This window comes from Microbispora bryophytorum (assembly GCF_043197435.1).
Classification (GTDB): Bacteria; Actinomycetota; Actinomycetes; order Streptosporangiales; family Streptosporangiaceae; genus Microbispora; species Microbispora bryophytorum.
Map to the genome: position 1 here is coordinate 667535 of NZ_JBICTF010000006.1, position 13728 is coordinate 681262.

General features: G+C 72.3%; 12 protein-coding genes. 1 reads left to right on the forward strand and 11 read right to left on the reverse strand.

Features of this window, described 5'->3' with window-relative positions; translation table 11 throughout:
- Nucleotides 1–100 precede the first annotated feature (100 nt).
- The 3 genes from ACGFIB_RS23870 to ACGFIB_RS23880 form a co-directional block, all read right to left on the reverse strand.
- Nucleotides 101–1054 (reverse strand): electron transfer flavoprotein subunit alpha/FixB family protein, encoded by a 954-nt coding sequence (locus ACGFIB_RS23870; protein WP_142572062.1) that lies wholly within the window; start codon nt 1052–1054, stop codon nt 101–103.
- A gap of 11 nt (nt 1055–1065) precedes the next feature.
- Nucleotides 1066–1845 carry an electron transfer flavoprotein subunit beta/FixA family protein gene (locus tag ACGFIB_RS23875; RefSeq protein ID WP_142572063.1) on the reverse strand — a complete coding sequence of 260 codons (780 nt, stop codon included), beginning with the start codon at nt 1843–1845 and terminating at the stop codon, nt 1066–1068.
- Nucleotides 1846–2248: 403 nt separating this feature from the next.
- Nucleotides 2249–2509 (reverse strand): hypothetical protein, encoded by a 261-nt coding sequence (locus ACGFIB_RS23880; protein ID WP_393374982.1) that lies wholly within the window; start codon nt 2507–2509, stop codon nt 2249–2251.
- A gap of 234 nt (nt 2510–2743) precedes the next feature.
- Between ACGFIB_RS23880 and ACGFIB_RS23885 the strand changes: the two genes are divergently transcribed.
- Nucleotides 2744–3181, forward strand: coding sequence for a hypothetical protein (locus ACGFIB_RS23885; protein WP_393374984.1), 438 nt, complete (start codon nt 2744–2746; stop codon nt 3179–3181).
- Between the two features lie 19 nt (nt 3182–3200).
- On the opposite strand, the gene ACGFIB_RS23890 is transcribed toward ACGFIB_RS23885, so the two are convergent.
- From ACGFIB_RS23890 to ACGFIB_RS23925, 8 genes are all read right to left on the reverse strand, one after another.
- Entirely contained in the window at nt 3201–4436 is a 1236-nt protein-coding gene (locus ACGFIB_RS23890) for a serine/threonine-protein kinase (RefSeq protein ID WP_393374987.1), read from the reverse strand.
- Between the two features lie 35 nt (nt 4437–4471).
- Entirely contained in the window at nt 4472–6448 is a 1977-nt protein-coding gene (locus tag ACGFIB_RS23895) for a protein kinase domain-containing protein (RefSeq protein WP_393374989.1), read from the reverse strand.
- An 11-nt stretch (nt 6449–6459) separates the two neighbouring features.
- Nucleotides 6460–8919: a serine/threonine-protein kinase gene (locus ACGFIB_RS23900; protein WP_393374991.1), complete on the reverse strand. Its 2460-nt coding sequence runs from the start codon at nt 8917–8919 to the stop codon at nt 6460–6462.
- A gap of 106 nt (nt 8920–9025) precedes the next feature.
- Nucleotides 9026–9541, reverse strand: coding sequence for a YbaK/EbsC family protein (locus ACGFIB_RS23905; protein ID WP_142572067.1), 516 nt, complete (start codon nt 9539–9541; stop codon nt 9026–9028).
- Nucleotides 9542–11137: a flavin monoamine oxidase family protein gene (locus tag ACGFIB_RS23910; RefSeq protein ID WP_393374994.1), complete on the reverse strand. Its 1596-nt coding sequence runs from the start codon at nt 11135–11137 to the stop codon at nt 9542–9544.
- 49 nt (nt 11138–11186) lie between these two features.
- Nucleotides 11187–12029, reverse strand: coding sequence for a M55 family metallopeptidase (locus ACGFIB_RS23915; RefSeq protein WP_357162035.1), 843 nt, complete (start codon nt 12027–12029; stop codon nt 11187–11189).
- Nucleotides 12026–13252, reverse strand: coding sequence for a DUF6395 domain-containing protein (locus ACGFIB_RS23920; RefSeq protein ID WP_393374996.1), 1227 nt, complete (start codon nt 13250–13252; stop codon nt 12026–12028). The genes ACGFIB_RS23915 and ACGFIB_RS23920 overlap by 4 nt, the downstream gene beginning before the upstream one ends.
- 6 nt (nt 13253–13258) lie before the next feature.
- Nucleotides 13259–13627, reverse strand: a complete 369-nt coding sequence (locus ACGFIB_RS23925; RefSeq protein WP_223853551.1) for a hypothetical protein — start codon at nt 13625–13627, stop codon at nt 13259–13261.
- Between the last annotated feature and the right edge of the window lie 101 nt (nt 13628–13728).

Here is a 13728-nt window from a genome sequence, read left to right on the forward strand (position 1 = left end):
TGCCGGAGGCCGACCTGATCCCGGATCAGGCCCGCCTCCGATGTGCGGGGCGCCGGCGTCCGGCCCGTGCCGTGTGGACACACGGCACGGGCCGGACCCGTCACCTGCGCTTGTCGATCTCCTCCGTGAGCTGCGGGACGACCTGGAACAGGTCACCCACGACACCGAAGTCGGCGATCTCGAACAGGGGCGCCTCGGCGTCCTTGTTGATCACGACGATGGTCTTGGAGGTCTGCATGCCGGCCCGGTGCTGGATGGCGCCGGAGATGCCCGCCGCGATGTAGAGCTGTGGGGACACGGTCTTGCCCGTCTGCCCGACCTGGAACTGGTGCGGATACCAGCCGGCGTCGGTCGCGGCCCGCGAGGCGCCCACGGCCGCGCCGAGTGCGTCGGCGAGCTTCTCGATGATCGAGAAGTTCTCACCCGAGCCCACGCCCCGGCCGCCGGAGACCACGATCGCGGCCTCGGTCAGCTCCGGACGGGCGCCCTTCTCCTGCACGACCCGCTCGACGATCCTGGCCGCGCGGGCGGCGTCCGACAGCGCGACCTCCACCTTCTCCTCGGCGCCGGCCGCGGCGGCGGCGACGGGGGTGGTGCTGTTCGGGCGGACCGTGATGATCGGCGTGCCCCTGGTCACGCGGCTGTGGACGTTGACGCCGCCGCCGAAGATCGACTGCTCGGCGACGAAGCCCTCGCCGACGCCCACCGCGTCCGAGATCACACCGGAGTCCGTCTTGACCGCCAGACGGCCGGCGATCTCCTTGCCCTCTCCGGTCGCGGCGACGAAGACCGCGGCCGGGGACCGCTCGGCCACCAGCTGCGCCAGCACCTCGGCCTTGGGCGCCACCACGTAGTCGCCGATCTCGTCGGCCGCCGCCACGTAGATCTTCTCGGCGCCGTACTCGGCGAGCCTGGCCTTCACGGCCTCGGAGTAGCCGGGACCGGCCCACACCGCGGCCGGCGTGCCCAGCGACCGCGCCAGGGTCAGCAGTTCGAGGGTGACCTTCTTGACATCGCCGTCGGCGTGCTCGACGAGAACCAGAATCTCACTCATCACGGGGCCCCTCAGATGAACTTCTTCGACGTGAGGAACTCGGCGGCCTTGGCTCCGCCGTCGCCCTCATCCTTGATCACGGTGCCCGCGGCACGCGGCGGGGCGGTGGCGAAGTCGACGACCTCGCTCCAGGCGTTCGCCAGGCCCACCTGGTCGGCCGCGATGTCCGCGTCGGCGACGCCGAGCGTCTCGACCGGCTTCTTCTTGGCGGACATGATGCCCTTGAACGACGGGTAGCGCGGCTCGTTGATCTTCTCGACCACCGACACGACGGCGGGCAGCGACGCCTCGACCTTGTCGTAGCCGTAGTCGGTGATCCGCTCGACCCGGATGGCCGTGCCCTCGACCTCGACCTTGGAGGCGAGCGTGAGCTGCGGGGCGCCGAGCCGCTCGGCCAGCATCGCGGCGAGCATGCCCGTGCGGGCGTCGGTCGACTCCGAACCCAGGATCACCAGGTCGAAACCGATCTTCTTCAGGGCCTGGGAGATGGCGTGGGAGGTGCCGAGGGCGTCCGAGCCGTGCAGCGCGTCGTCGTGCAGGTGCACCGCCTTGTCGGCGCCCATCGCCAGGGCCTTGCGGATGGTCTCGGTCGCCTTGGCGGGACCCATGCTGAGGACGGTGACCTCGCCTCCATGGGCCTCTTTGAGCCGCAGCGCCTCCTCGACCGCGTACTCGTCGAGCTCGTTCACGACGCCGTCGGCGGCGTCGCGGTCGAGCGTCTTGTCATCGGACCTCAGCTTGCGCTCGGTCGCCGTGTCGGGGACCTGCTTCACGCAGACGACGATGTTCATGGCCGGTGGCCGACCTCCCCTTTCCGTACGGCTGACGCCGCGGTTTTCGGTACGTGGCGCGGGGTACGCGCACGTGATGCAGACTGCCAGGTGCTGACGGGCGCGCCTGCGCGGGTGGCCAGGGTGTCGAGCTGACCCTGACCTCCCGGGGTATGTTACCCATCGGTAGCTTAGGTGCAAACCTCCAGGTTTTTAACGGCCGCGTCCTTCGGTTGAGGAATCACCCACAACCCGGCCGCGCCCACTGCCACCCTACCGAACTATGTTCCGGAAGCATCGCGGAGGTCCCCGTGGCCGGAATCCGCTACGGCCGTCGCCGCCCACGGCGATCACACCGTGACAGCCGGCGGGCTGGGGCCGTATGGCACTCACCGTGCTCCAATATCCCGATATGTTGGCATTTCTACGGTCGATCTTGGGGGATGTCGCCGGTGCGTGGGACGTGGCTGATCGGGGTTCTAGTCGTGAGCCTGTCCGGCTGTGGTGTGGTCATCGACAGGGTCGCCCACCGCGCCGACGCGCCGAGCCCGGTCGCATCGCCACGGCCGACGTCGAGCGCCGCGCCCACTCCCCCCGCGGCCGAGATGGGGCCGACCATCGCCCAGGCGAGGCAGGCCCTGCGGGAGTGGGTGGGCAGATACAACGCGACGCTGCGAAAGCGCAAGTGGTGGAATCAGAACGGCCTGCTCGACGCGCTGTTCGTCGAGGCGGCGCTGCACGAGGGCGTGATCGAACGCAACCATGAGATCTTCGGGTCGAAGCCGGGGCACCAGCCCATCAAGGTGACCGGCACCCCGACCATCTACCTGCTCCGGCCGGAGCAGGTAGATGGTCGATCGGCGAATGGTTCATCGCGCAGGCGACCTACAAGGACACCGAAGGCCATGCCCGCCCGCACGTGCTCGCGTTCATCCGCACCCCCGGGCAGCCGTTCAAGCTGGCCGTCGCGGCCCCGATGCACCGGGGCCGGCGAATGCCGAAGCCGCGGCTCGACGCCGACGGCTACATCACCGGCATGGACACCCTCGCGGCGGGCGCCGTGGCCCACGAGTACCAGAACTTCTGGAACAACGAGAAGAAGGAGGGCGCCTCCGGCTACCGCCTGGCCAAGGACAGCTACAGCCGCAAGGCGTTCCCCGCCGTGCACAAGGGGGCGTACGTCGCGTTCGCCGGCCACGGTTCGATCTTCGGCTTCCGCACCGCGGACGGCGGCTCGTTCTTCCTGTTCGGCATGGTCAACGACCCCAAGCACGTCAACCAGGTGCTGAGCGAAGCGCTGCTGGTGCCTCAGGGCAGCAGGACCATCCAGGAGCTCGGCGCCGACTGGTTCTCCTAGATCGCCTTCCCGCCGAAGATCAGCTCGCGAACACGAGCATGACGAGCAGGAACAGGACGGTGCCGACGGCCATGAGGAGCGTCGCCGTGCTGAACAGCGAGCTGAGCAGCGCCCACACCGCGACGGCCCCGACGCCGCCCGCGAGGTCCACCACGAGCCGCCGCCTCGACTTCCCCAGCAGCCCGAACCCCGCGTCCACGAGCAGGGCGATGCCGTAGAGCACCAGCAGGAGAAGCGACACCTCGGGCAGGTTGGCGCGCGCCGCGGCGGCGAACAGGCCGACGACCACCGCCGACCCGATCACCCAGCGGCGGTGCAGCTTCTCTCGATGCGCGGCACGCGGGTCGTCCACCTCTCCCCGCCGGGTCCCGCGCGCGGGCCGGCTCTGCCGCCGATCGCCGGGCCGCCACTGCTGGGTGGGCGCCTCCGACAGCGCGGGCCGCGACGGCTCGATGCCGTCCAGCACCGGCGCGGCCTCCTTGAGGAGCCCGGCCAGCTCGGCCGTCGCCGGGCGGTCCGCCGGATCGGCGCTCAGGCACCGCTCCACGATCGGGACGAGCCAGGACGGCACGCCCGACAGGTCGGGCTCACGGTGGACGACCCGGTAGGCGATCGCCGCGGCCGGCCCGGTCCCGTACGGCTGCCGCCCCGACGCGGCGTAGGCCAGCGTCGCCCCCCAGGCGAACACGTCGGCCTCCGGCCCGGCCTCGCGGCCTTCCAGCACCTCGGGGGCCAGGTAGCCCGGCGTGCCGACGACCGCGCCCGAGGCGGTGACCGAGGCCGACTCCAACGCGCAGGCGATGCCGAAGTCGATCACGTACGGCTCGCGCTCGGAGACGATCACATTGGCCGGCTTGAGGTCGCGGTGGACGACCTCGGCCGCGTGGACCGACTCCAGCGCCTCCGCCAGCCCCAGGGCGAGCCGCAGCAGGTCGGCCCCCGCGACCGGCCCGCCGTCGGCCACGACCGCGCTCAGCGGCCTGCCCTGGACGTACCGCGTGACGATGTAGGGCCGATCCCCCGACAGGGAGGCGTCCAGCACCTCGGCGACGTGGGCCCCGCGAACCCGGCGCATGGTCTCCACCTCGCGGACGAGGCGGGTGATGGCGAACCCGTCGGAGGCGACGTGGGGATGCAGGACCTTCACCGCCACCGTGCGCCCGGCGGGATCGAGCGCGAGGTGGACCTCGCCGAACCCCCCGGAGCCGAGAGCGGAGACCAGACGGTAGGGACCAAGCTGTTCCGGCGTTCCCAATAGGTGCCTCCCGGTTCACCGTGGGACCGGGGCGGTCAGGTCCAGAAGGTCAGGAAGCCCAGGCCGATCCTGTCCATGATGTCCCCGATCACGCCGCCGATCAGGTTGACGACCGTGTCCTGACCCTTCTGTTTGAGTTCCGCGACGATGTGGTCCACCGCCACCGACGGCGGCCGCCAGGGGACCCACGAGGCGTCCGCGGACAGCGCCGTCATGATCGCGAACAGCGCGACCGTGCCGACCGTGATCGTCACGATCATTCCCGCTCCGGGGCTCCGGATCACCGTGCTCAGCGTGCGCGACACCGCCTTGCGCGGGGCCTTCCCGCCCGGGAGGAGGAACAGCCCGGCCACGAAGGCTGCCGCGGCGTAGGCCGCGGCGGGATCGGGCCTGACCCCGCCGAGGTAGTGGAACCCGCCCCACACGCACATCGCGAACATCACGGCCAGCGGCACCTGCACCACCGTCGCCAGCCCGGCCTTGATCAGCGCCCACGGCGTGCCGAGCACCGCGAGGAGCGGGTCGGCCCCGCTGCTGCCGCGCGCGGCCCGGCGGTCGGCGAGGTCGCCGAGCAGGTACTGCCCCACCCGCAGGCACAGCGCCGCCACGACGGCGAACAGGCTCACCACGACCGGCAGCAGGCAGGCCAGCGCCACGAGCGTGGCCAGCAGCAGGGCCGCGAGCACCGGGTGCGGGGCCCGGTAGGGGGCCCGCCTCGGCTTGGGCTCGTACGGCGCGGCGGGAGCCGGCGGCGCGACCCGGGGCTCCGGGTAGCCCGCCACCCGCTGGTCGGTGTACGGCTGGTACACGGGTGGCTGAGACATCGGCGGTTGAGACATCGGCGGTTGAGACATCGGCGGTTGAGACACGGCCGGCTGGTACGGCGGCGGGCCCGCCTGCCCGTAGAACGGGGCCTGTGGATGTGCCGGAGGCGTCGCGGACACGGGGCGGCGCTGCCTGGGCGCCCGGGGCTCGCGGCGGGGGCGCTCGGGTTCCACGTAGTTGACCGGCGGCAGCAGGTCGGAGTAGCTGTCGTCGCCGGTCGGCAGCATGCCGGTCCGGCTCCCGTTGGCGCCGTTCACCGGCCCGGCCCCGGTCATCGGACCGCCCGCGTTCCCCCGCGCCATGTCGTCGAGCACGCGCGTGCCGTCCAGGATCCGGGTGCCGCCGTCGCGGGGCGGCTCGTGGGCGGTCTCCTGGAGCACGGTGACCGAGGGATCGAGCGAACGGGTGAGCCGGAGCAGCGACCCGGCCGTGGGACGCGTCGTGGCCTCGGGCGCCAGCGCGCTGCGGAGCCAGCCCCGCAGCCAGGCCGGCGCGAGCTCCACCTGCGCCTTGCCTTCGAGGATGTTGTAACAGATCGACTCGAACGTGCCCGAGCCGAACGGCGCCTTTCCGGTGGCCGCGAAGAAGACCGTGGCCGCCAGCGCGTGCACGTCGGCGGCCTGGGTGATCTCGGTGTCCCGGATGATCTCCGGGGCGAGGTAGCCGGGCGTGCCGACGAACATGCCCGTCTGGGTCAGCCGGGTGGCGTTGACCAGGTGGGCGATGCCGAAGTCGATCACGAGCGGCTCGCCGTCCACGAGCATCACGTTGGCCGGCTTGAGGTCGCGGTGGATGACGTCGGCCGCGTGGATGGCCACCAGGGCCTCGCACATGCCCGCCGCGAGCCGGATCACGCCGTCGTCGGTGAGCGGCCCGTCCTCCAGCACCGTCTGCTCTAAGGTCCGCCCCGGGGCGTACCGCGTCACGATGTAGGGCGCGGCGCCGGTCAGGTCGGCGTCGAGGATCTCGGCGACGCGCTTGCTGCGCACCCGCCGCATGGTCTCGACCTCGCGGGTGAGCCGATCGCGCGCCTTGAGATCGGTGGCGACGTGCGGGTGCAGAACCTTGACCGCGACCTCGCGCCCCTCCGCGTCCAAACCGAGATGGACCACCCCCATGCCGCCCTCGCCGAGCTGCCGGAGCAGCCGGTAGGGCCCGATCCTCTCTGGAGCCTCAGTAGCCGACATCTCGTCCCCCGTCACCCGTTCCCCGCCTGGTTACGCAGGTCTTTCAGTCGTTCCAGTACTGACACAACGTCGATTGGGCCCCAGAAGTGCCCTGCTGTCTGTTTACCCAGAAGACTGGAGAGCGCGAGCACCGTCGTCAGCACCGCGAAAGCGCCGATCCCCCAGGCGAGCCCCTTCGCCGCTCCCTCGCCCGGCACCAGCGAGGCCAGCGTCCGCCGCATCTGCCTGCCCGGGCCCACGACTCCTGGCCCCGCGCAGATCGTCCACAACGCCGTCGCGATCCCCCAGCTCAGCGCCGCGAGCCGGAGCGCGGACGTGTCGCCGAACAGGACGGTGAGCAGCAGTGTCACCGGCAGCCCCAGGATCAGCGCGTACGGCACGAGCGCGATCGTGACGCCGATCGACTTCGCGAGCTCCGCCGGACGGCTCAGCACCCGCAGCACGTCGCCCGCCGCGGCCCCCGTGGGACGCCGGGAGTTGAGGTGCGGCTGGGCCAGGTCCGCCGCGCGCAGCAGCACCACGGCCGGCACGGCCACCAGGCACACCAGCAGCGGCGCCACGACCGCGAGCGACGTCATCACGACGAGCAGCAACGCGCTCGCCGCGTCGTACGCCTTGGAGCGCTGGAACAGCCCCCCGGGCGGGAACGGCATGGGCGGCGCGGTCGGCGGCGGCACCCGCACCGTCGGCATGAACGGCACGGGGTTCGGCTGGTGGACGTGCGGAGTCCGCTCGTAGAGCTCGGGCGCGTGCCCGAAGAGCGCGTGGTCGCGCGCCGCCACGTCTCCCTGCTCGTAGGCCCCGTGCTGTGCGGACCCGTGCTGGGGGGACCCGTGCTGGGGGGACCCGTGCTGGGGGGACCCGTGCTGGGGGGACCCGTGCTGGGGGGACCCGTGCTGGGGGGACCCGTGCTGTGGGGACCCCGGGGACGCCCCGCGTGGTCCCGTGGGATCGCCGCTGACGGCCTGGCGCACCTCTTCGGAGGTCACCCGCCGGGTGGGGATGTCGCCTTCCTGGCGCAGCATCGGCGTGGGCCACTCGTCGGACCGGCCGCGTGGCGGGGCCGGCGACCCACCGGTCGCGGGAGCCGGCCCGGGTGCGGGCGAGCCCGGGAACGCGGACGGGCCGGACGGACCAGATGGACCGGACGGCGGGGTGCGGGGCGGAGCCATCCTGGTGGGGATGTCGCCCTCGGCCGGGCGTGCCGCCGGGCCGTTCCCTGGGCCCGCCGGGCCGTTCGGGCCGTTCCCTGGGCCCTTCGCCGGACCGTTCGCCGGACTGTTCGCCGGCGCGGCCGGGCCGAGGCCCGCCCGGTGCAGGTCCTCTCCGGTCACGCGCACGGTCGGGAAGGGGTCGCCGCCCTGGCCCGTCGCGGGCGTCTCGCGCAGCAGTGAGACGAACTCCTCGGCGCGGCCGTCCGGCTCCCCGGCACGGCCGCCCGGCTGGGACGGCGTAACCGGCGGCACCAGCGACCCGGTGGACGGCGCACCGGCGACCGGCGATCCGGTGGACGGCGCACCGGCGACCGGCCGGCCCGGGGCAGGCGGGCCGCCCACCGGTGAGCCGCCGGTGCGCGGCCCGCCCTGAGGGCCGAAGCCGGATGCCTGCTGACTCCCGGTGTCGTCGACGTTGGGCACCGTCGTGATCTCGTCGGGCACGCGGCGCCTGCCGCCCGGCGACTGGGGCAGGAGCCGCGCGAACTGCCGTACGAGCTCGGCCGCGGTCGGCCGCCTGGCCGGGTCGCGGTTGAACGCGGCGCGCAGCATCGGCTGGATCGGCGTGGGGGCGGCCTCGACGTTGGCCCGGCCGGAGGTGATGTTGAAAAAGATCATCTCCAGCGTGCCCTTGCCGAACGGCGGCTGGCCGGTGGCGGCGTACAGCACGGTGCCGGCCCAGGCGTGCACGTCCACCTGCGGCCCGGCCTCGTGGCCCTCGATGATCTCCGGGGCGAGGTAGCCGGGGGTGCCGATGAACATGCCGGTCTGGGTGAGCCTCGTGGCGTCGACCGCCTGGGCGATGCCGAAGTCGATCAGCACCGGCTGGCCGTCCAGCATCAGCACGTTGCCCGGCTTCAGGTCGCGATGGATCACGCCGGCGGCGTGCACGGCGGTGAGGGCCTCGGCCACCCCGACGGCGACCTTGAGCAGGGCGTCGAGGGGCAGCGGGCCGTCGTTCTTGACGATCTCGTCGAGCGGCCGCCCCGGCACGTAGCGGGTGACGATGTACGGCCTGCGCCCCGTGACGTCGGCGTCGACGACCTCCGCGATGTTCGGCCCGCGCACCCGCCGCATGGTCTCGACCTCGCGCGACAGACGCCTGCGCGCGACGTCGTCGCCCGCCACCTCCGAGCGCAGGACCTTGACGGCCACCTGCCTGCCCTGCGGATCGTGGGCGAGGTGAACCACGCCCATGCCGCCCTCACCGAGCCGCCTCAGCAGCCGGTACGGCCCCAGTCGGTCGTCCTGATTCATTGCCTAAGCACCATACCGACTAAAAGAACGCCCATGAGTGAACCATCGCGCCACATCTCCGCTCAGCACAACGGAGGAAAGACGCGAACGGTTTCCGGGCAAGCGGTCAAATGGTGAGCGCGAGGACCTCCCCCCGCGTCGCCGCGACCAGCGCCTCGCCGGAAAGCGCCAGCTTGGAGCGGCGTACGCCGCTGCCGATCACCACGAATGGCCGCCGGGTCACGTTTTCGTCAACGAGCACCGGCCAGCCCTCGGGAAGGCCGATCGGAGTGATGCCGCCGTACTCCATTCCGGTCAGTTCGACGGCCTCCGCCTGCGGCGCGAAGGACGCCTTCCGCGCGTCCAGATGGCGGCGCACGATTCCGTTGACGTCGGCCCGTGCGGTGGCGAGCACCATGACGGCGGCGTACCTCGTCTCCCCGCCCCGTTTGGCGGCGACGACGACGCAGTTGGCCGAGTCCTCCATCGCCACGCCGTACCGCTCGCAGAACGCGGCGGTGTCGGACAGCTCGGGATCGATCTCGGCGACCTCCACCTTCACGTCGAGACCGGCCACGGCCTTGGCGACGGGATCGGCGAGCAGGTCCGGCCGGTCGGACGCGGGACTCCATTCGAGCGGCATTCAGCCCTCCTTGACGGCACGCTGGTGCAGTTGGGTGACCACCTTACGGGCCGACTCCAGCGCCCCCGCCTGCCAGGCGATGAGATGCGTGAGCCAGTCGCCCGCGAAGTACACCCGGCCGGCCGGCCGCTGCAGGAGCGCGAAGGCGCCCTCGTAGGAGGGCCAGGCGACCCACGCGCCCTCGATGTGCGGCTGCCGCCGCCAGGCGATCGAGACGCTCGACAGCAGCTCCGACCGGTACTTCTCGCCGTGGATCTTCTTGCCCTGGGTGAGCGCCCGCCGCTGCCGCTCCGCGTGGGTGAGACGGGCGTACGCCTCGGCGTCCTCGTCGAGGTTGTAGTAGCCGACCACCAGCCCACGCGTGCCGTGGAAACCGTACGAGGGGTACCAGATGTGGGCGATGTCCAGGTCGGTCTCGGTGATGCCGCCGTAGATGCGTTCGTCGGTCTCCCACCAGCGGCGGCCGTACTCCAGCCCGATCTTCCCGGCCGACACCGGGGTGGGCGTCCGCAGGGCCGCGACGACCCGGGCGTCCAGGTTTCCGGGGATCCGCGCGAGCACGTGCGGCGGCAGGGCCGCGACGCAGTAGTCCGCGCGGGTGCGCCCACCCGTGTGCTCGACCTCCACGCCGTCGGGCAGATCCGTGATCCTCTTCACCTCGGCCGAGGTGTGGATGCGGTCGCGGCCGACGGCGCCCGCCAGCGCGACCGCGATGGCGTCCATGCCGCCGACCGGCTGGAACATCGGCATGGCCTGCTCGAAACCGAACGGGAACGCGATCGACCGGCCGAGCCCGTAGCCGAGCACCTCCGACAGGGCCGGCGGGCCGCCGAGCGGCACCCCCGCGCCGGTGCCGGGGTAGGTCGCGAAGCCCCTGCGCTCCGACCCCGAGTAGACGTAGCTCCTGCCGATGTCGCCGAACTCCGACAGGAAGTGGAGCAGGCGGTCCTTGTCCGCCGCCGTCAGCCGCCGGTCCAGCGCGCCGGTCCTCGTGGCCTTGGCCAGTAACTCGCTGATGTAACCGTAGGTGTCGGCGCGCGCGACCCGGGCCCGCACCGGGGCCTTCATCCCCTGGTTGAAGACGTACGCGCCGGAGTTCTCGTTGACGAACAGCTCGATGGGAACGCCCAGCTCACGGCAGTAGTCCAGGGTGACCATCCACTGGGCGATGCGGGCCGGGCCCGCGTTGAAGTAGACGCCCTCCCCGAACCGCGCCTGCTGCGTCGCACCCTCCTGGTGAGGACCGGGCAGCTCGGGCAGCCGGTCGCCGCCGCGCAGTGTGAGGCTGCGCCCGCCGACGCGGTCCCTGGCCTCCAGGATCGTGCAGTCGTACCCCGCCTTGCCGAGTTCGTAGGCGGTGGCCAGGCCGGCGATCCCCGCGCCGAGGATCACCACGGATCCGGCGCCCCTGCCGCTGAGCGCGAAGTCGGAGCGGCTCGGCGGCGTGTAGTCCTTCTGCTGGTCTTCGGGGGCGAGCCCGAGCGCGCCCATCGCCGCGTACATCGCTCCGGCGCCTCCGGCCGCGCCGACGCCCACCAGGAAGGCGCGCCGCGTCAGCGCACCCGTACGGTCACGGGTCACGCCGTCGCTGCCCACTCTGCTGCTCTTTCTTCTGGGGGGAAACCGGATCGGGGGGGATCCGGCGTCAGCCGTACCGGCCGCTGCCGCAGGCCACCTGACCGCCGATCATGGAGAAGATACCGAACAACGCCATGATCTCGTGGTAGTCGTCCGTGGTGAACTCGGTGTGCCGGGGCCCGGCGAGCCGCACGCCGGGCACGATCGAGCAGGCCGCGGCGATGGCGGTGGAGTTCCACTCCACACCCAGCGTGTACGGCGGCTCGACCACGTAAGGCCGGAACTCCGGCAGCCGGCCCAGGGCGCGCGCCGCGGCCTCGCGGATGCGCCGCCAGGCGACCGCCGGGGGCAGCAGCTCGGCGGAGAACCTGTCGATGCCCTTCTTCACGGCCACGGTCTCGACGTCGCCGAGCAGCTCCCCGGCCTCCTCGCACACCGCCTCGTCTCCGGTGACGAGCACGACCGGCACGCCCATCGAGCCCGCGAAGCCCGCCACGAGCCGGGTCTCGCCGCAGACCTCGCCGTTCAGGTAGACGTTGTGGATCTCCTTGCCCATCCACGTGTGGTTGAGCACCCCGTGCGGCACTCCCGCGCGTGCGTGGTATCCCGCGAAGCAGGCGGCGGCCATGCCGGGGACGAGTCCCTGCCCCATGCGGTGCGGCTTGCCCGGACCCCTGATCAGCGTCGCCCGCTCGTCCAGCAGGTCGATCCTGAGGTTCTTGGTGGACCCGTGGGCGTCGTTCACCAGCACGGACGCGGCGCCCGCGTCGAAGGCGCCCTGGATCACCGCGTTGGCGTCCCCGGTCATCAGCTCGCAGCCGCGCTCGTACCCCCGGCCTCCGAGGTGCATCTCCTCGGGATCGGTCAGCCCGGTGACCCCCTCCATGTCCATCGACAGGTAGATCCTCATCGCTCCCCCCATGTCTCCACCCGGCGCGCCTCGTCCTGCGTCATCAGCCCGATGTGCTCACCGGCGTACGCCTCCACGGTGGCGCGCCAGGGCTCCGGGATCTCCCGGAGCGCGGGCGGATAGCAGTGCTCCAGCCACCGTACGGACTCCGGGGTCGCCCCGAGGAACTCGGCCGCCCTGGCGAAGGGGGTCTTCTCGATGCCCGGGACGTGCGCGCATCCGTATTCGATGGTCTCCTGGCCACCGTACGGCGGCGGCTCCTGCCACTTGCGCGCGGCGGCCATCGCGATGGTGACCGGCGTGTCGAGCGGCCGCCGTTCCACGGCCGCGAGGATCAACTCCTTGCGCAGGCACTTGGAGCACACGGCGCAGGGGCCGTCCATGTTGCCGCGCAGGCACCAGCGGACCAGATGCGCGAGGTCGGACTCCATCGCCATCCGCATGGTCACGGGCTCGCTCAGGCCGCCGGCCGGAAGGACCATCGCGAGCCCGGCCGCGGCGTACAGACGGCCCCACGGGCCGTCGGCCGCCCACATGGGGTTGTCCGGGCTGTAGCGGTGCGTGTACCGCTCACCGCCCAGCCAGCGCGATCCAAGTTCGTGGCCGAAGGCGACGCCACCGAGGTCGAGGTCGTCGGCCAGCAGCAGCGCGCCCGCCGTCACCGCGTGGTGCTCGGGGAACCCGGGCCGGGGCCGGCTCAGCACGAACTCGAGGTCCGACTGGACGACGTGCGCCTCCCGCCCGGCCTTGTGGACGAGCTGTGCCAGCACCTCGGAGCGGTAGTGCGTCCACCGGTTGGGCACCCGGGGGTGGCTCACCCGCTGGAAGTGCACGAACGGCGCGTCGGGGAACATCGTGGCCACCGCCATCGAGTCCGCGCCCCCGCTGTAGGAGATCGCGAGCCGGGCGCCGGTCCGCGGATCCGCCCCGACCGGCCCGGCGTCCACGCCCCATCCCGTACGCAGCGCCTCGGCGAGCCCCGGGGAGATCGGCCGGTCGAAGGCCACCCGCCGCCTGGTCCACGGCGCGACGACGGTCCACGCGGCGACGGCGAGCAGGTCGGGATGCGGGGACGCGCCGGCGGCCCCGGTGCGCACGTGACAGGAGTTGGTCCGCAGCTCGACCGGATGGCCGTCGGTGCAGGCTCCCGTGGTCTCGTCCTCCGCGTCGAGCAGGAAGACCAGCCGCCAGACCTCCGCGTCACGCGTCCACCGAACCCGCACGACCGGCTACCCCGCCCGTCCGGGAGCGCCCACCCGCGCCGACAGGTCGTCGATCGCCTGCCAGATGCGCATCTCACTCTGCAGCAGCGTGTCCACCGCCTCGGCGGTCTCGGTCGCCAGCCGGTGCGCCTCGGCCGCCTTGGGGTCGGCGGCCGCCCTGGGCGCCGCGGCCGGCTTCACGGGCGCCGCGGCGATCCGGCGCAGCCGGTCGACCTCGTCGCGCAGCGCCACGACCTCCCGGCGCAGCATCTGCACCTCCCAGAGGGCGTCCTTCAGGTCCTGCCGGTGGCCGGGCTTGGTGACGTACCGAGAGTCGAGCCGGGACAGCAGCGCCCGGCGCAGCCGTGACGGGCCCAGCACTCGCAACCGCATCATGAGCCGCCACGATAGCGGCATTTTGGATCGTTTCTTGATGCAAAATGTGGAGTCGCTCAGAAGTGGCTGGGAATCCTCCGTTCTCCGCCACCCAATACAGT